Source organism: Micromonospora endophytica, from assembly GCF_003236305.1.
In the GTDB taxonomy this organism is placed as follows: Bacteria; Actinomycetota; Actinomycetes; order Mycobacteriales; family Micromonosporaceae; genus Micromonospora; species Micromonospora endophytica.
In genome coordinates this window covers 1-16,788 of sequence record NZ_POTX01000131.1, presented here as the reverse complement: position 1 = coordinate 16,788, position 16,788 = coordinate 1, and the positions used below count along the sequence as shown (strand labels likewise).

The following is a 16,788-nucleotide window of genomic DNA, read 5'->3' as shown; positions in this document are numbered from 1 at the left end:
GGGTTTAGCCGCGGCGGAAGGCGTGGCGGCGGATCGCTCCGGTCCGCTGGGGTCGGGGGAAGCCGGAGCCCTTGCCGCGAGCCGCCGCCGGGCCGGTCGGGGCGGACTTCGGGACGGTCGGGGCGGACGCCGGCTCGCGGTCGGTGGGGCGTATCGGGTCGGGCGGCAGCGCTGGTGGATTCGGGTAGGTGATCCCCAACGGCGAGGTGAGCGGGGAGGTCAGCGACCTCGGTGGGGTGGCCTGGTCGGCCAGGGCGGTGAGTTCGGCTGACGTCAGCTCGGGCAACCGGTCGCGGGACTTGTCGACAGGCATCGGAACCTCCTTGCTCGGCGGGCGGTGACGCGTACGCCACCGCCACGCCGGTCGGCTGGTGGTCGGGCGGATTCGCGAGAAGGTGCCCCGGGAGCAACCACTGAGGACACCGCCGAGACGGCGGCGACGGGAATGCGTGGACACCCGGAGCGGACGGGTCCGCGGCGACAGCGGCGGCGGACCGGCTCAACGAAACGGGTGTCAGTTACGCATGACCGCAGGCTACCCAGAGCGGACCGGCGGCCACATCCGATTTTCCGCACCCGACAGCGACCACCTGATGACCAGCGGTGGGGGGATGAGGCGGACCGCCACCGGCCCGGTATACCGTCGCAGCACTACAGGTAGACGGCGGGAAGGTGGCGACGAGGATGGCGGATCGGGCGACGGCGCAGATCGGTGTGACCGGGCTGGCGGTGATGGGCCGAAATCTGGCCCGCAACCTGGCCCGTAACGGGTTCACCGTGGCGGTGCACAACCGCTCGCCGGAGCGGACCCGGACGCTGGTGGCCGAGCACGGCGACGAGGGCACCTTCGTCCCGGCGGAGTCCCTCGCGGACTTCGTCGCCGCGCTGGAACGGCCCCGCGCGGTGATCATCATGGTCAAGGCGGGCGGACCCACCGACGCGGTGATCGACGAGCTGGTGCCGCTGCTGGAAGAGGGCGACATCATCATCGACTGCGGCAACGCGCACTTCGCCGACACCCGTCGGCGGGAGGAGGCGCTGCGGGCCCGCGGGCTGCACTTCGTGGGCACCGGCGTCTCCGGCGGCGAGGAGGGCGCGCTGTGGGGGCCGAGCATCATGCCTGGCGGTTCGGCCGAGTCGTACCGCAAGCTCGGACCGATCTTCGAGAAGATCGCCGCGCAGGTCGACGGTGAGCCCTGCTGCCGGCACGTCGGGCCGGACGGGGCCGGTCACTTCGTCAAGATGGTCCACAACGGCATCGAGTACGCCGACATGCAGCTCATCGCCGAGGCGTACGACCTGCTGCGGGCCGGGCTGGGCGCAACGCCGTCGGAAATCGCGGAGATCTTCCGGGAGTGGAACACCGGCGAGCTGGAGTCCTTCCTGATCGAGATCACCGCCGACGTGCTGGCGCACACCGACGCCGCCACCGGTGAGGCGTTCGTGGACGTGGTGCAGGACCGGGCCGAGCAGAAGGGCACCGGCCGGTGGACCGTCCAGATCGCCCTTGACCTGGGCATCCCGATCACCGGCATCGCCGAGGCCACCTTCGCCCGGTCGCTGTCCGGGCACGTCGACCAGCGCGAGGCGGCGACCCGGGCGTTTGCTGGTGCCGGGGAGAAGTGGCAGGTCAGCGACCGCGAGACCTTCATCGAGGATGTCCGCCAGGCCCTGCTGGTCTCGAAGATCGTCGCGTACGCCCAGGGCTTCGACCAGATCCGGGCCGGCAGCACCGAGTACGACTGGAACATCGACCTCGGCGGCACGGCGACCATCTGGCGCGGCGGCTGCATCATCCGAGCCCGCTTCCTGGACCGGATCAAGCAGGCGTACGACGAGCAGCCGGAGCTGCCCACCCTGCTGGTGGCACCGTGGTTCGCCGACACCGTACGCGACGGCGTGCCGAGTTGGCGGCGGGTGGTGGCCGAGGCGGCCCGGGCCGGCGTACCGGCACCCGCCTTCGCCTCGTCGCTCGCGTACTTCGACGCGCTGCGCGCCGAGCGGCTGCCCGCCGCCCTGATCCAGGGCCTGCGGGACAACTTCGGTGCACACACCTACCGCCGGGTGGACCGGGACGGCTCCTTCCACACCCTGTGGGCCACCCCCGACCGCGCCGAAGTCGAGGGCTGAGACGACGAGCCGCCCTGCCCCCGTGGACGGGGGCAGGGCGGCGGTCGTATGCCGCGTCAGAAGAAGCGGCGCCGCTTCGCCTTCTGCGGGCGGAGCATGTCGGCCCCCTGGGTGAGCAGGCGGCTGGCCCGGGACGGGCCACGGCGGGACTCCAGCGAGTGGCTGAGCCGGCGGGCACCGGCTGCTGCCACCGGAACCGCCACGGCCATCACCGCCCACTGGGCAACACGCTTGCGGATCATGTGAGTTCACCTCCGTCAGTGGCTGCTGCCAGCGGTGATACCCAATCCACCCGGAGGCTAAGCACTCAGGTGGTCGGTGCCACCGGGTTGGGCAGCGCCCCGCCGAACCGGCGGTCCCGCTGGGCGTACAGCTCGCAGGCGTACCACAGGTGCCGGCGGTCGAAGTCGGGCCAGAGCGTGTCCAGAAAGACCAGCTCGGCGTAGGCGCTCTGCCAGAGCATGAAGTTCGAGATCCGCTGCTCACCGGAGGGCCGCAGGAACAGGTCCACGGCTGGCACCTCGGGGTGATAGAGGTAGCGCTCGATCGTCTTCTCGGTGATTTTCGCCGGATCGAGCCGACCGGCGGCCACCTCCCGGGCGATCGCGGCGGTGGCGTCGGCGATCTCCGCCTGCCCGCCGTAGTTGACGCAGAACTGGAGGGTGAGCGTCGAGTTGTCCCGGGACATCTCCTCGGCGGTCTGCAACTCGCTGATGACGCTCTTCCACAACCGCCCGGCCCGACCCGACCAGACCACGCGTACCCCGAGGTCGACGAGCTGGTCGCGGCGGCGACGGATGACGTCCCGGTTGAACCCCATCAGGAACCGGACCTCGTCCGGCGAGCGCCGCCAGTTCTCGGTGGAGAAGGCGTACGCCGACAGGTAGGGAATGCCCAGCTCGATGGCGCCCTCGACGGTGTCGAAGAGGGAGAACTCCCCCGCCTCGTGCCCCTTGGTACGCGGTAGTCCGCGGTCCTTGGCCCACCGGCCGTTGCCGTCCATGACCACCGCGACGTGCCGGGGCAACGCCTCCGACGGCAGGGCAGGTGGCCGGGCGCCCGACGGGTGTGGCGTCGGCGGCACCGGCGCACGCCGACCGGACCTGCTGGCTCGGATCACTCGGTTCTCTCCCTGTTCACATCCTGCGGCACGCGATCGCCCTCAGCCCGATCGACCGACACCCGATCGGCCGGCACCCGATCGGCCGGCACCCGATCGGCGTCGGCCCGGTCGACCAGCGGCAGCGAGCGTAGCGCGCGCTCCAGGTGCCACTGAAGGTGCGCCGCGACCAGCCCGCTGCACTCCCGGCGTACGCCGGTCTCGGTGGCGTCGGCGACCCGCCAGTCACCGGTGGTCAGGGCGGACATCAGGTCGATGGTGGCCGGGGCGGGATGGGCGGCGCCGGGCGGGCGGCAGTCCGGGCAGACCGCGCCACCGGCCGGTACGGAGAAGGCCCGGTGCTGCCCGGGGGTGCCGCAGACCGCGCAGGCGGTCAGTGCCGGTGCCCAACCGGCCAGCGCCATGCCGCGCAGCAGGTACGCGTCGAGCACCAGCGTCGTCGCGTGGGTGCCCTCGGCCAGTGCCTTGAGCGCGCCCAGGGTGAGCTGGAACAGCCGCAGCGACGGCTCCCGCTCCACCGGGGTGAGTCGCTCGGCGGTCTCGGCGATGGCGCTGGCCGCGGTGTAGCGGGGATAGTCGCCGAGGAAGCGTTTGCCGTACAGGTCGATCCCCTCGACCTGGCTGACGCTGTGCAGCGAGCTGCCCACCTCGCCCTTGGGGTCACCGGCGAGTTGCAGGTCGACGTGGCCGAAGGGTTCCAGCCGGGCACCGAACTTCGAGGTGGTGCGGCGGACCCCCCGGGCGACTGCGCGCAGCCGGCCGTGCCGCCGGGTGAGCAGCGTGATGATCCGGTCCGACTCGCCGAGTTTCTGCACACGCAGCACCACCGCGTCGTCGCGGTAGAGCTGTCGGCGGTACCCGGCCATCGCGCCATTCTCCCCCCGGTCGCCTGCGGGCCGCACCGCGGGTCGATCCGGGTCGGATCTCAGGGTCCGCTCGGGGTCGCCCTGGCGGCGAACCCCGATGCGCGCCCACCGGCACCGGTCGTAGCGTGCTCGGCATGGCTTCGCACCTGACCACCGCGCTGCCCCGCAAGGCCATGGCGCTCACCGCGGCCACCGCCGTGATCGTCCTTGCTGGGTGTGACAACCTCTCCTTCAGCCGGCTCGACTACGACACCACCGAGTCCGCCCGGATCACCACGATCCGGGTGTTGCCCGGCGCGGGCGACGTGGTGGTCCGCGGCGACGGTGACGGCGACGGCGTACGCATCAAGCGGGTGGTGCGGTACCAGGGCAATCAGCCGGAGGCGACGTACGAGATCAACGGCACGCAACTGGTGCTGGACACCTCCTGCGGTCGCCGGTGCAGCGTCTCCTACGAGGTGATCACCGGCGAGGGGATCGACGTCCACGGCGAGACCGGCTCCGGCAACATCGACCTGAGCCGGATCGGTCAGGTCGAGGTCACCGTCGGGTCGGGCAATGTTCGGGTGTCGGGCGCCACCGGCCCGGTCCGGGCCGAGTCCGGTTCGGGCAACATCGAGGTGTACGACGTGTCCGAGCCGGTCGTGCTGCGGGCGTCGTCCGGGGAGATCACCGCCGCCCGGCTCGGCGGCACCACGGATGCGGAGGCCAGTTCGGGCAACGTCACAGTCGAACTGGACCAGCCCACCTCCGCCCGGTTGCACGCGTCGAGCGGCAACGTCGAGTTGACCGTGCCGGCGGGCACCTACCAGGTGCGGTCACGGGCCGGTTCCGGCGAGGTCGACCTGGGCGTGACGCACGACCCGTCCGCCCGGCACGTGCTCGACCTGCGTACCGGCAGCGGCAACATCACCGTCACCGCACGCTGACCCCGCTGCCGCGGTCCTGCTGGTCGGGTACGGCCGGCCGATCGTCGCCGGAGCGTGCCTCGGCGTGCCGGCGGGCGGCCGGCACCTGCGGTCGCCGCCCACCGGGGATCAACTCGGGCGGACGCTGCGCCGCCACGTCCTCGACCCAGCCGACGAGGGCGGTCACCACACCCACCAGCACGAAGACCAGTACCACCCGGATGGCCAGGCCCAGCGGGTCCTGGTGCGACCAGCCGACCACGTCCACGAGCGGGGTGAGCGCCACCACGAATGCCATGTGCCACAGGTAGACGGTCAGCGCCCGGCGGTTCAGCACGGTGACCGCGCGTCCGAACAGCGCGTTGCGGTCCACCCAGGCCGCTGTCGCCGGGGCCCGCCCCAGGGCCACCAGGATGAACGCGGCCGACCAGAGGGCGTTGCCGAGTGGGATGTCGTTCAGGTCGTAGCCACGCGGACCGGGGTGGGCCAGGATCCACGCGCCGCCGGCCGCCGCGAGGACGAGCGCGATGGGGATCAGCACCCGGTTGGCCAGCCGACGCAGCATGCCGGCCTGGTGGGCGAAGCCCAGCAGCCAGGCTCCGAAGTAGAGGCCGAACTCCCGGAGTATCCCGTGCGGGTTCGGGTAGATGCCCAACTCGATGGTGAGCAACAGGCAGTACGGGGCGAGCAGGGTGGGCAGCGGGAATCGCCGGAACAGCCAGAGCGCGACCGGGGAGGCGAGCACGAACCAGAGGTAGTCGCGCAGGTACCAGATCGGGCTCAGCGCCAGCGCACCCCAGTAGTTGGCGGGCGGATCGGCCACCGGGAAGAGCCAGAGCAGCACCTTCGGCGTCAGCGGCAGCCCGGTGAGCAGCATCGCCGGCACGAAGATCGCGGCCAGCGCCCACAGTGACGGCAGCAGCCGACGTAACCGCCGGCCGACCGCAGGGGCCCCGGACCGGTGCAGGGAGGCCGCCATCAGCGAACCGGCGAGGGCGAACATCACCGACATCGCCGGGAACAGCAGCGTCAGCGACGCCCAGCCGGTGACGTGGTAGACGACGACCCGCACGATGGCCAGCGCGCGCAGCAGGTCCAGGTATCTGTTTCGCATCAGCCTGCATCTATGTCCGGGGGCAGGGGCATACCTTCCCTACCCTCCGGTGCCGGCCAAGGAACGACCAGAAACTCGCCGGGATAGTGAAACTTCCCATATGCCTGACCGGTACCGATCAGCCGGTCAACGGCCAGTCGTCCCGATCCCGGCCAGCGGCCGGCTCACGGACCGGCTCAGAAGCCCAGCTTGCGCAGCTGCTTCGGGTCGCGTTGCCAGTCCTTGGCCACCCGGACGTGCAGATCGAGATAGATCCGGGTGCCCAGCAGCTCCTCGATCTGCCGACGGGCGTTGGTGCCGACCTCCTTCAGCCGGCTGCCCCGATGGCCGATGACTATCGCCTTCTGGCTGGGCCGCTCCACGTACAGATCGGCGTAGATCTTCGTCAGCTTCCCCTCGGGAATCATCTCCTCCACCACCACGGCGATGGAGTGCGGCAGCTCGTCGCGGACCCCTTCCAGCGCGGCCTCCCGGATCAGCTCCGCGACCAGCACCTGTTCCGGGTCGTCGGTGAGCATGTCGTCCGGGTACAGCTGCGGAGACTCGGGCAGGTAGCCCGTCATCACCTCGACCAGGGTGTCCACCTGATGCCCGGAGACCGCACTGACCGGCACCACATCGGCGAAGTCACCCAGCTCGCTGACGGCCAGCAACTGCTCGGCCAGCCGTTTGCGGTCGACCAGGTCGGTCTTGGTGACCACCGCCAGCACCGTCGCCTTCAGCTCGGCCAACTCCCCGGTGATGAACCGGTCCCCGCGACCGATCTGCTCGTCCGCGGGAATGCACAGGCCGATCACGTCGACCTCGCTCCAGGTCTGCCGGACCAGGTCGTTCAGGCGCTCCCCGAGCAGCGTACGCGGGCGGTGCAGGCCGGGCGTGTCGACGAGCACCAGCTGCGAGTCCGGCCGGTGCAGCACCGCCCGAATGACGTGCCGGGTGGTCTGCGGCTTGTTCGAGGTGATGGCGATCTTCTGCCCGACGATCGCGTTGGTGAGCGTGGACTTGCCGGCGTTGGGCCGACCGACGAAACACGCGAAACCCGCCCGGTACGGCCGCGCACCGAGATCGGCGCTCACTCGGTCACCGTGCCGAGCACCGTGCCGTCCGGCGCGGCCAGGTGGATCGGGGCGTCGACGGCCAGATCGCGTACGGCCGCGTAGCCCGCGCCGTCCAGAGTGGAAGCCTCGGTCACCACCACTGCCGCCTCCAGCCGGGTGGCGCCCGCCGCAGCCGCCGAGGCGACCGCCAGTTGGAGCGCGGTGACCGTCAACGAAGGCAACGACACGCTGGCCGCAGCGTACGTCCGGCCGTCCTGATCCCGGACTGCGGCACCTTCCACGGCACCCACCCGGCCCCTCGCCCCCCGGGCCAGGATGACCAGCTTGCCGTCCTCCGCGGTCAGCTCGGTGCCGGCGGGGCTGGCGGATGGTGCGGCGGGTGACTCAGGCATCGGCGGGCTGCCTCTCCTCTGATCGGTCGTCGTCGCCCCGGGAGGCGGTCTGGTTGTCCTGCGTGTCGGTCGGCTCCACCCGGCGCACCAGCACCGTGTCGATCCGGTTGCGCCGGCCGGTGGTGCCCTCGGCGATCAGCCGGAGCCCGGCCACCTCGACCTCCGCGCCCGGGATCGGCACCCGACCCAGGGACTGAGCGAGCAGGCCCCCCACCGTCTCCACCTCGTCGTGCGGCAGCTCGGTGTCGAACAGCTCGCCGAGATCCTGCACCGGCAACCGGGCGGTGACCCGCACCGCGCCGTCGGGCAGTTGCTCGATCGGCGGGCGTTCGACATCGTACTCGTCGGTGATCTCCCCGACGATCTCCTCCAGGATGTCCTCGATGGTGACCAGTCCACCGGTGCCGCCGTACTCGTCGACCACGATCACCAGGTGGTTACGGGCCGCCTGCATCTCCGACAACAGATCGTCGACAGGCTTGGACTCCGGCACGAAGGTCGCCGGCCGCATCAGCTCGGCCACCGGCAACTGCCGGTCCTCGGCGGCACCGCCCTGGGTACGCCGGATGAGATCCTTCAGGTAGAGCACACCGAGCACGTCGTCGACGCTCTCGCTGATCACCGGGATCCGGGAGAAACCGGAGCGCAAAAAGAGCGCGAGCGCCTGGTTGAGCGTCTTGCCCGCCTCGATCCACACCATCTCGGTACGCGGCACCATCACCTCGCGGGCGATGGTGTCGCCGAGCGCGAAGACCGAATGGATCATCTGCCGTTCGCCGTGCTCCACCACCCCGCGCTGCTCCGCCAGGTCGACCAGCTCACGCAGCTCCACCTGGGTGGCGAAGGGGCCCTCCCGGAAACCGCGGCCCGGGGTGACCGCGTTGCCGATCAGGATCAGCAGCGACGCGAGCGGATTGAGCACCCGCCCCAGCCACCGCACCAGCGGCGCGGCACCCCGAGCCACGGCGTACGCGTGCTGCCGGCCGAGGGTACGCGGACCGACGCCGACCACGACGAAGCTGACCACCGTCATCGCCCCGGCGGTGATCAACGCCGATCGCCAGCCCGCACCGAAGGTGTCCACCGCCACCAGCGCCACGAGCGTGGTGGCGGTCAACTCGGCGAGCAACCGGAGCAGCAACAGCAGATTGAGATGGCGGACCACGTCCCCGGCGACCGCCTGGAGGGTACGCGCACCCCGCGCGCCGTCGCGGGCCAGTTCGGCGGCGCGAGCCGGGGAGACCGCCGCCAGGGCAGCCTCGGTCATCGCGATCAGGCCGGCGAGCACCACCAGCCCGGCGGCGAAGACGAGCAGTTGCAGGTCGGGTAGGCCGGTAGCGGGCGCGGCCAGCAATGTGTCCATCACCGCTACCGGGTCGACCGCCAGCTGGACAGCAGCCGAGCCTGCAAGCCGAACATCTCCCGCTCCTCCTCCGGCTCGGCGTGGTCGTAGCCGAGCAGATGCAGCACTCCGTGCACGGTGAGCAGGTGCAGCTCGTCGGCGGCGCTGTGCCCGGCCGTGGCCGCCTGCTTCGCCGCCACCTCCGGGCAGAGCACGATGTCACCGAGCAGCGCCGGTTCACCGGCGGCGGTGTTCTCACCCGGGCCGTGGTCGACGCTGCCCTCGTCCATGGGGAAGGCAAGCACGTCGGTGGGGCCGTCGCCGCCCATCCAGCGATGGTTCAGCTCGGTCATGTAGTCGGTGTCGACAAGCAGCACGGACAACTCGGCGAGGGGGTTGACCCCCATCTCGTCGAGCGCGTGCCGGGCGACGGCGAGCACGGCGTCGGTGTCGACGTCGACGCCGGACTCATTGGCGATCTCGATGGACAACTGTCTTTCCCTCGGTCTAGCGGCGCCGGGCGGCGCGGTTACCCTGGGCGCTGCGCCCGGTCACCGCGTGCACGCCCTGCCCCTGCTGGTTCTCCCGCTCGGCGTCCCACCGGGCGTACGCGTCGACGATCTCGCCGACCAGTCGGTGCCGCACCACATCGGCGCTGGACAGCTGCGCGAAGTGCACGTCGTCCACGCCCTCCAGGATCTCCTGCACCACGCGCAGCCCGCTTGTCGTCCCGCCAGGCAGGTCCACCTGGGTGACGTCCCCGGTGACCACGATCTTGGAACCGAAGCCGAGCCGGGTGAGGAACATCTTCATCTGCTCGGGCGTGGTGTTCTGCGCCTCGTCGAGAATTATGAACGCGTCATTGAGCGTGTTGTGCGTGACCAGGAAGTGGTCGGTGACATAGAGCGAGTCCTCCGCCGCCACCTGGATGCACATCGTCTCCTGCACCCCGGCCGGGATGATCGAGTCGATGAACCGCATCGGTCGCCCGCCGCCACACTCCTCGTACCGCTGGCGCTTGCGGGCCAGCCGGAACGGCGCAATCCCCTCGGGCAGGCGGATCTCCACCACGTAGGCGTCGGACCGGTAATAAACCGGACGGCCGTTCGCCCGGCCGGGCGTACGGCCCTCGGCCGCGTGGCCACGCCAGGTGGCGACCCCGCCCAGCGACTGGACCAGGTAGATGACGTCGTCGCGCAGGCGAGCCGAAGTCGTCGTGTACTGCACCCGGCAAGTACGTCCGGCCTGCACGACCGGCCCCCCGTCGGTGTCCAGCAACCCCTGGAGGACAGCCAACCGGACATCGAGGCTGTTGCGCAGGTAGACCTCGGGCACGAACTTGGTGTCCGACTTGGTCCCGGCCAGGCCCAGCTCACGGAGCGCGACCGTCACCGGGTTCGCGACGATCACTCCGCCCCGGTGCCCGTTGACGTGCCGGAGGACGTAGTCGTAGTTGCCCCTGTGCACGAGTTCGATGTCGGCGAACGCGTCCTCCATGGCGCGGGCCAGCTCCGGGTCCGCGGTGCTGAACCCCGGTGTGGCCCGGGACGAGATGGAACCGTCGCCGAGCAGCAGACCGAGCGCGTACGGGTCGAGCGGGACGTCCTGCGGCTCCATCTGCACGGGTGCCACGACCGGCAACTCGTACCGGCGGGTGTGACCCCGCCACTCCTGGCCGATCATCTCCTGCGTCTCGATCGTGCGCTGACGCCCGCGTCGCTTGTCCTCGGCGGTTGCCACCGTCCAGAGGTGTTCACCGCAGCACAGGGTGGAGGCCCCGTCTCCGGTGGTGACCCGGTAGACCTGCTTGGGTCCCTGCGGGTAGATGCCGATCACCGGGGTCGGCCTGCCGTTCGAGCCGATGACCAGGTCGCCGACCTGGAGCGAGCCGAATTGCTTGAACCCCTCCGGCGTGAGCACCCGCGCGTCGTACGGCTGGGCCCTTCCCCTCATGTATGCCAGGGGGGCGACCTCGATCGTGCCCGCCGCCATCAGCTTCGGGATCGTCTCCGGGTCGAGCATGTCGTGCAGCGCGTCGTAGAGCGGGCGCAGGTAGGGGTCGATCTTCTCGTTCAGCGTGCCGGGCAGGAAGCCCAGCCGCTCCCCCGCCTCCACCGCCGGCCGGGTCAGGATGATCCGGTTGATCTGCTTGGCCTGCAACGCCTGGACCGCCTTGGCCATGGCCAGGTAGGTCTTGCCGGTGCCGGCCGGGCCGATGCCGAAGACGATGGTGTGCCCGTCGATCGCGTCGACGTAGCGCTTCTGCCCGAGCGTCTTGGGCCGGATGGTGCGCCCGCGCCGGGAGAGGATGTTGAGGGTGAGGACCTCGGCGGGCCGCTCGGTGCCGCCCTGTTCGAGCATGCCGACGGTACGCCGGACGGCATCTGTGGTCAGCGTCTCACCTTTCTCGATGAGTTCGAGCAGTTCACTGAAGAGCCGCTCGGCGACGGCGTTGTCGGCGGGGATGCCGGTGATGGTGATCTCGTTGCCCCGCACGTGCACGTCGCTGTTCACGGAGCGCTCGACCAGTCGCAGGATCTCGTCACCCGCGCCGAGCAGGTTCACCATGATCTTCGAGTCGGGGACCGTGATCTTGGTCTGCACCCGGGGCGGGCCGGGAGGTGGGGTGCCGGTCATAGGTCGGGCCGAGGGGCCCTGCGCCACCTGCTCTCGATCTCAGCGCCGGGGCGGTCGCCGCGGCGTGCGGACGTTAGCTCCATCGTATCGGGTCGCCAGCCCCGACAGGCTGCCCATTTCCGCTGGCGCGGGAGTCACGCAGCACCGGACAAAACGGGCAGCCGTCGTGGGTCGGGTCAGACCCGGAAGTCGTACCTGCCGAAGGTCTCCTGGTGCCGGGTGAAGCGGTAGGTCGCCCAGTGCATCCGCACCACCGTGCCGGCGTCGTCCCGGGTCAGCCGGAGCAGCTCACCGACCTCCCGGCCGGAGACCGTCCGGAACACGTCCGGCCGGTCCGCCACGGGCGCGAAGACCGCCGGCGGCTTGCCCGCCGGATCACCCGCCCCGCGGGCCCGCAGGGTGCCGTCGTGCCAGCTGAAGACGTACTCGAAGCCCTCGCCCCACCAGCGGCCGAGCAGCCCGCGTACGGCTTCGGGAGCCGGCTCGCCGGGTCGCCACGGGTCGATGTCGGCCGGGTCGTGCTCGACCGCGGCGGCGAGCAGCCGGTGTGGCAGCTCGAACAGCTCGGCCGCGGTGCCCGAGGAGCCCAGCACGGCGGCGCCGAACGCGGCCGGGGTGCCCTCGCCGCCGCGCCGGCCGTAGACCCCGGCGAGGAAGCCGGGCATCGCGCCGTCGTGTCCGACGTGCAGCACCCGATCCCCCTGCGGCACCAGGATCAGCCCGAGGCCGAAGCCGGCGACCCAAAGGGCTTCGTCGGTGACCGTCGCCGGCCACCGCATCTCCTCCAGGGTGGCCGGGGCGAGCACCCGACCGGTCGGGTCCAGCGCCACCGGATCGGCCAGGAAGGCGGCCCACCGCGCCATGTCGGTGGCGGTGCTCCAGAGCTGCCCGGCGGGGCCGACCGCGTCGAAGTCGGTAGGCGGCTCCGGATGTGCCTCGTCGGAGTACGCGTCGACCAGGAACCCGGTCGCCGCGCGGGGGCCCGGCTCGACAGTGGTGGCGGTCAGCCCGAGTGGGGTCAGCACCCGGTCGGTCAGCACCTCGGCCCAGGTGCCACCGCGTAGCCGGCCGACCAGCCGCCCGAGCAGCGCCATGCCGAGATTGGAGTAGTGGAACCGGCGGCCGGGCGGCAGCACCCGCTCGGCCTGGACCAGTTCGGCGATCAGCCGGTCGGTGTCCGGAGCGCGCAACGTGTCCCAGACGTCGCCGTACGGCTCGCGTTGCAGGCCCGCGGTGTGTGACAGCAGCCGGCGTACGGTCAGCTCGCCGTGCGCCGGCAGGTCGAGGTGCCGTTCCAGCGGGTCGTCGAGGTCGAGCAGGCCGTCGTCGCGGCACTGCATGATCAGCACGGCGGTGAAAGTCTTGGTCACCGAGCCGATCCGGAAGCGGGTCTGCTCGTCCAGGGCCGTGTCGTTGCCGGTGCCGCCGACCGTGCAGGTCCACAACGGCCGGTCGGCCCGGTGCACCGCCGCCGAGATCGCCGGCACCCGGGCCTGCGCCTGGACCTGCCGCACCAGCCGGTCCAGCTGACCGGCGGCGGCGCTACGGTCGGCGGTGGTGGTCACGCCACGCTCCGGGCCAGCATCGGCCCGAGCGGCGCCCCACCCAACAGGTGCGCGTGCGCGTGGAACACCTCCTGGCCGCCGTACGCGCCGGTGTTGAACATCAGCCGGAAGCCGTCGCCGAGCAGGCCCTCGTCCTCGGCCACCGCGGCGGCCGTGGCCAGCACCTCACCGGCCAACGCCGGGTCGCCCTGACCGAGGGTGGCCACGTCCGCGTAATGCTCCTTGGGGATCACCAGCACGTGCACCGGCGCCTTCGGGTCGATGTCCCGAAAGGCGAGCGTGGTGGGGGTCTCGCGGACCACCGTGGCCGGGATCTCCCCGGCGACGATCCGGCAGAACAAGCAGTCCATCCCGGCAGTGTAAGGAAGGGCCCCCTGTTAACGCCTCAGGCATAGCAGGGGCCCCTTGTTAACGCGGGGGCCTACCAGCGCAGCAGGCGGGTGGCGAGGACGGTCAGGGCGGCCACGCCGGCGGTGGAGGTACGCAGCACCGAGGGGCCGAGGCGGACCGGGTGGGCACCGGCCTCCTGGAAGGTGGACAACTCGGCCGGGGTGATGCCGCCCTCCGGGCCGACCACGAGCACGATCTCACCACGGTCGGGCAGTGCCACGGTGGTCAGCCGGTCGGTCGCCTCCTCGTGCAGGACGTATCCGGCGGCGGCACCGCTGATCCGGCGGGCCACCGACGTGGTGGACTCGTCAGGCGCGCCGGCCACCACCGGCAGCCAGGCCCGGCGGGCCTGTTTCGCCGCCTCCCGGGCCGTCGCCACCCACTTGCCCCGGGCCCGTACGCCCCGGTCGCCGCGCCACTGCACCACCGAGCGGCCGGCCGCCCAGGGGACGATCTCGTCCACCCCCACCTCGGTCATCGCCTGCACGGCCAGCTCGCCGCGGTCACCCTTGGCGATGCCCTGCACCACCACCAGCCGTGGGTTCGCCGCATCGACGTACCCCCGACCGGTCACGCTCAGGTCGAGGGTGCCCCGGCCGGCGGCGGTGACCACCGCGGTGGCCGTGCCACCACGACCGTCGGCGAGCAGCAGTTCCTCACCCACCCGCAGCCGCTGCACGGTGGCGGCGTGGTGCCCCTCGGGGCCGTCGAGCACCATCTTCTCGGCGGTGGGCAGCGACTCGACGAGGAACAGCGGAGCGGACACGGGTAACGCGGGCTCAGGCGTGGCCGTTGAAGGCGTCGCGCATCCGGGAGAAGAAGCCGCCCTGCTTGCTGAGCTCGGCGACCTCCTCACCCCGGGTCTTGGCGAACTCCCGCAGCATCCGCTCCTGGTCGGCGTCGAGCTTGGTGGGGGTACGCACGTCCAGGTGCACGTAGAGGTCGCCCCGGCCGGTGCCGCGCAGGTGCGGTACGCCCCGGGCGCGGAGCCGCAGCGTGCTGCCCGGCTGGGTGCCCGGCTTGACGTCGACCGGCTCCTCGCTGTCGAGCGTCTTGATGGTCAGCCGGGTGCCGAGCGCCGCGGCGGTCATCGGCACGGTGACCCGGCAGTGCAGATCGTCACCCTTGCGGGAGAAGACGTCGTGCGGCCGCTCGTGGATCTCGACATAGAGGTCACCGGCGGTGCCGCCGCCAGGACCGACCTCACCCTGCTGGGCGAGGCGGATACGCATGCCGTCCTCGACCCCGGCCGGGATCTTGACGGTCAGCGACCGTCGGGTGCGGACCCGGCCGTCACCGGCACAGGTCGGGCAGGGGGTCGGGATGGTGGTGCCGTAGCCCTGGCAGACCGTGCACGGCCGGGCGGAGACCACCTGGCCGAGGAAGGTGCGCTGCACCGACTGGACCTCGCCCCGGCCGCCGCATGCCTCGCAGGTGGCCAGGTGGGTGCCGGCGGCGGTGCCGGCGCCGGTGCAGGTGGTGCAGAGCACCGCCGTGTCGACGGTGATCGGGGCCTCGACCCCGAAGGCGGTCTCCTGGAGGTCGAGTTCCAGCCGCAGGATCGCGTCCGCGCCGGGGCGGGTACGCGGTCGCGGGCCCCGGCCGGCGCCGGCGGCGCCGCCGAAGAACGCGTCCATGATGTCCTGGAAACCGACGAAGGGACCGGCCCCACCGGGCCCACCCGGGCCGCCGGCGCCGCCGCCGGGTGCCAGCGGGTCACCGCCGAGGTCGACGATCTGCCGTTTCCGATCGTCCGAGAGGACTTCGTACGCGGCGTTGATGTCCTTGAACTTCTCCTGTGCCTCCGGATCCGGATTGACGTCCGGGTGCAACTGCCGCGCCAGCTTGCGGTAGGCGCGCTTGATCTCGTCATCGGAGGCACCCTTGCTCACGCCGAGAATGCCGTAGTAGTCCCTGGCCACTGCGTTCCGTGTCCTCGTGTTCGTCTCGCGTACGCCGGTCGGCGGCCCGCCGCCGACCCTGACTGGTCAGTTCTGGGCCAGCAGTTCGCCCACGTAGCGTGCCACGGCCCTCACCGTGGCGATTGTTCCGGGGTAGTCCATCCGGGTCGGCCCCAGCACGCCCATCCCCCCGACGATTGTCGCGCCCGGGCCGTATCCGGTGCTGACCACCGAAGCCGCCCGTAGGTTGTCGATCTCGTTCTCGTCACCGATCCGCACGCGCAGCGTGCTCTGCTCCACCTCGCCGATGAGCTTGAGCAGCACGACCTCTTCCTCGAGTGCCTCGAGGATCGGCCGGAGTGAGCCGTGGAAGTCCAGCAGGCCGCCACGGGCCAGGTTCGCCGTGCCGGCCAGCGCGATCCGTTCCTCGTGCCGCTCGACAAGTGTCTCGAGCAGCACGGTGGAGAGCGTCGTCATGGCCGGGCGTAGCTCCGGCGTGCACTCCTCGATGAGGGACTGCACCAGTGGCGGGGTTTCCGACAGTCGGACGCCGACCAGCTTCTCGTTGGCCAGCCGGCGCAGGTCGAGCACATCGTCGGCGAGGATCGGGGCCGGCATCTCGACCAACCGCTGCTCGACCCGGCCGGTGTCGGCGATCATCACCAGCATCAGCCGGGTGGTGGAGATCGGCACCAGTTCGAGGTGCCGTACGCGGGAGCGGGCCAGGCTCGGGTACTGCACCACTGCCACCTGGCGGGTCAGCTGGGCGAGCAGCCGGACGGTGCGGTGCACCACGTCGTCGAGGTCGACCGCGCCGGCCAGGAAGCGCTCGATCGCCCGGCGCTCGGCCGGGCTGAGCGGCTTGACCCGGCTGAGCCGGTCGACGAAGAGGCGGTAGCCGCGGTCGGTGGGCACCCGGCCGGCGCTGGTGTGCGGCTGCCTGATGAAACCTTCCTCCTCCAGCACGGCCATGTCGTTGCGGACGGTGGCCGGGGAGACACCCAACTGGTGCCGCTCGACAAGCGCCTTGCTGCCGACCGGCTCCTGGGTGGCGACGTAGTCCTCGACGATCGCCCGGAGCACGGCGAGCTTGCGGTCGTCGAGACCCATCTTTCCCACCTCCTGTCGCTACCCGGTCCGGAGTGCCACGGCCGCAGCGGAATACTCTGGCACTCGACTGTAGCGAGTGCCAGTCTACGTCGAGGCCCCCGCCGACGCGATGATCAAGGCTCCACCGGGGTCGGTGGACCGATCGGCGAGGTGAAGCCGCCGGTGTCGCTATGGTGCGCCGTTGCCGCCGCCACCTACCGTGACCTCCATGACCGAACCACCTCGCCCCCCAGGATCCGGCGACGAACCCACCAC

The 16,788-nt window shown here is 71.3% G+C and carries 17 protein-coding genes and 2 pseudogenes; 2 read left to right on the top strand and 17 right to left on the bottom strand.

Going from position 1 to position 16,788, the window contains the following annotated elements:
• Positions 1-4 precede the first annotated feature (4 nt).
• Complete coding sequence (locus C1I93_RS18730) at positions 5-313, bottom strand: hypothetical protein (RefSeq protein WP_111244591.1); 309 nt, start codon at positions 311-313, stop codon at positions 5-7.
• 371 nt (positions 314-684) lie between these two features.
• On the opposite strand from C1I93_RS18730, the gene gnd reads away from it, so the two are divergent.
• Positions 685-2,130: an NADP-dependent phosphogluconate dehydrogenase gene (gene gnd / locus C1I93_RS18725; protein ID WP_111244590.1), complete on the top strand. Its 1,446-nt coding sequence runs from the start codon at positions 685-687 to the stop codon at positions 2,128-2,130.
• Positions 2,131-2,186: 56 nt separating this feature from the next.
• On the opposite strand, the gene C1I93_RS18720 is transcribed toward gnd, so the two are convergent.
• The 3 genes from C1I93_RS18720 to recO form a co-directional block, all read right to left on the bottom strand.
• Entirely contained in the window at positions 2,187-2,372 is a 186-nt protein-coding gene (locus C1I93_RS18720; protein WP_111244589.1) for a hypothetical protein, read from the bottom strand.
• A 65-nt stretch (positions 2,373-2,437) separates the two neighbouring features.
• A complete protein-coding gene (locus C1I93_RS18715) occupies positions 2,438-3,214 on the bottom strand; it encodes an isoprenyl transferase (RefSeq protein ID WP_181445228.1) in 777 nt (258 codons plus the stop codon).
• A 32-nt stretch (positions 3,215-3,246) separates the two neighbouring features.
• The gene (gene recO, locus C1I93_RS18705) at positions 3,247-4,116 is read right to left on the bottom strand and encodes a DNA repair protein RecO (protein ID WP_181445226.1); all 870 of its coding nucleotides are present in this window, start codon (positions 4,114-4,116) and stop codon (positions 3,247-3,249) included.
• Between the two features lie 134 nt (positions 4,117-4,250).
• On the opposite strand from recO, the gene C1I93_RS18700 reads away from it, so the two are divergent.
• Positions 4,251-5,045 (top strand): DUF4097 family beta strand repeat-containing protein, encoded by a 795-nt coding sequence (locus C1I93_RS18700; RefSeq protein WP_111244592.1) that lies wholly within the window; start codon positions 4,251-4,253, stop codon positions 5,043-5,045.
• On the opposite strand, the gene C1I93_RS18695 is transcribed toward C1I93_RS18700, so the two are convergent.
• From C1I93_RS18695 to hrcA, 13 genes and pseudogenes are all read right to left on the bottom strand, one after another.
• Complete coding sequence (locus C1I93_RS18695) at positions 5,032-6,138, bottom strand: acyltransferase family protein (RefSeq protein ID WP_223256325.1); 1,107 nt, start codon at positions 6,136-6,138, stop codon at positions 5,032-5,034. The two genes, C1I93_RS18700 and C1I93_RS18695, sit on opposite strands and share 14 nt — an antisense overlap.
• 176 nt (positions 6,139-6,314) lie before the next feature.
• Positions 6,315-7,214 carry a GTPase Era gene (gene era / locus C1I93_RS18690; protein WP_111244587.1) on the bottom strand — a complete coding sequence of 300 codons (900 nt, stop codon included), beginning with the start codon at positions 7,212-7,214 and terminating at the stop codon, positions 6,315-6,317.
• Positions 7,211-7,588 (bottom strand): cytidine deaminase-like protein, encoded by a 378-nt coding sequence (locus C1I93_RS18685; protein ID WP_111244586.1) that lies wholly within the window; start codon positions 7,586-7,588, stop codon positions 7,211-7,213. Before C1I93_RS18685 ends, era begins: the two co-directional genes overlap by 4 nt.
• The gene (locus C1I93_RS18680) at positions 7,581-8,975 is read right to left on the bottom strand and encodes a hemolysin family protein (RefSeq protein WP_181445227.1); all 1,395 of its coding nucleotides are present in this window, start codon (positions 8,973-8,975) and stop codon (positions 7,581-7,583) included. Before C1I93_RS18680 ends, C1I93_RS18685 begins: the two co-directional genes overlap by 8 nt.
• Positions 8,957-9,421 (bottom strand): rRNA maturation RNase YbeY, encoded by a 465-nt coding sequence (gene ybeY / locus C1I93_RS18675; protein WP_111244584.1) that lies wholly within the window; start codon positions 9,419-9,421, stop codon positions 8,957-8,959. Before ybeY ends, C1I93_RS18680 begins: the two co-directional genes overlap by 19 nt.
• Before the next feature lie 16 nt (positions 9,422-9,437).
• On the bottom strand, positions 9,438-9,866 hold the full coding sequence (locus C1I93_RS32570; protein ID WP_258378306.1) for a PhoH family protein: 429 nt from the start codon (positions 9,864-9,866) through the stop codon (positions 9,438-9,440).
• Positions 9,867-10,079: 213 nt separating this feature from the next.
• Positions 10,080-10,427 (bottom strand): annotated as a pseudogene (locus C1I93_RS32565) (LAGLIDADG family homing endonuclease); the annotation flags it as partial.
• Between the two features lie 393 nt (positions 10,428-10,820).
• A pseudogene (locus C1I93_RS32560) lies at positions 10,821-11,567 on the bottom strand (PhoH family protein); the annotation flags it as partial.
• A gap of 176 nt (positions 11,568-11,743) precedes the next feature.
• Entirely contained in the window at positions 11,744-13,132 is a 1,389-nt protein-coding gene (locus tag C1I93_RS18665) for a serine hydrolase domain-containing protein (RefSeq protein ID WP_111244582.1), read from the bottom strand.
• Entirely contained in the window at positions 13,129-13,482 is a 354-nt protein-coding gene (locus tag C1I93_RS18660) for a histidine triad nucleotide-binding protein (protein WP_111244581.1), read from the bottom strand. Before C1I93_RS18660 ends, C1I93_RS18665 begins: the two co-directional genes overlap by 4 nt.
• A gap of 71 nt (positions 13,483-13,553) precedes the next feature.
• Entirely contained in the window at positions 13,554-14,288 is a 735-nt protein-coding gene (locus C1I93_RS18655) for a 16S rRNA (uracil(1498)-N(3))-methyltransferase (protein WP_111244580.1), read from the bottom strand.
• 13 nt (positions 14,289-14,301) lie between these two features.
• Positions 14,302-15,444: a molecular chaperone DnaJ gene (dnaJ, locus tag C1I93_RS18650; protein WP_111244579.1), complete on the bottom strand. Its 1,143-nt coding sequence runs from the start codon at positions 15,442-15,444 to the stop codon at positions 14,302-14,304.
• Between the two features lie 66 nt (positions 15,445-15,510).
• A complete protein-coding gene (gene hrcA, locus C1I93_RS18645; protein WP_111244578.1) occupies positions 15,511-16,533 on the bottom strand; it encodes a heat-inducible transcriptional repressor HrcA in 1,023 nt (340 codons plus the stop codon).
• Between the last annotated feature and the right edge of the window lie 255 nt (positions 16,534-16,788).

Bases quoted from the DNA above. Each gene is read 5' to 3' on its own strand.
- C1I93_RS18660 (WP_111244581.1), bottom strand. From the start codon at position 13,482: ATGGACTGCTTGTTCTGCCGGATCGTCGCCGGGGAGATCCCGGCCACG.
- C1I93_RS18695 (WP_223256325.1), bottom strand. From the start codon at position 6,138: ATGCGAAACAGATACCTGGACCTGCTGCGCGCGCTGGCCATCGTGCGG.
- C1I93_RS18685 (WP_111244586.1), bottom strand. From the start codon at position 7,588: ATGCCTGAGTCACCCGCCGCACCATCCGCCAGCCCCGCCGGCACCGAG.
- C1I93_RS32570 (WP_258378306.1), bottom strand. From the start codon at position 9,866: ATGTGCATCCAGGTGGCGGCGGAGGACTCGCTCTATGTCACCGACCAC.
- C1I93_RS18730 (WP_111244591.1), bottom strand. From the start codon at position 313: ATGCCTGTCGACAAGTCCCGCGACCGGTTGCCCGAGCTGACGTCAGCC.
- C1I93_RS18720 (WP_111244589.1), bottom strand. From the start codon at position 2,372: ATGATCCGCAAGCGTGTTGCCCAGTGGGCGGTGATGGCCGTGGCGGTT.
- hrcA (WP_111244578.1), bottom strand. From the start codon at position 16,533: ATGGGTCTCGACGACCGCAAGCTCGCCGTGCTCCGGGCGATCGTCGAG.
- C1I93_RS18700 (WP_111244592.1), top strand. From the start codon at position 4,251: ATGGCTTCGCACCTGACCACCGCGCTGCCCCGCAAGGCCATGGCGCTC.
- recO (WP_181445226.1), bottom strand. From the start codon at position 4,116: ATGGCCGGGTACCGCCGACAGCTCTACCGCGACGACGCGGTGGTGCTG.
- gnd (WP_111244590.1), top strand. From the start codon at position 685: ATGGCGGATCGGGCGACGGCGCAGATCGGTGTGACCGGGCTGGCGGTG.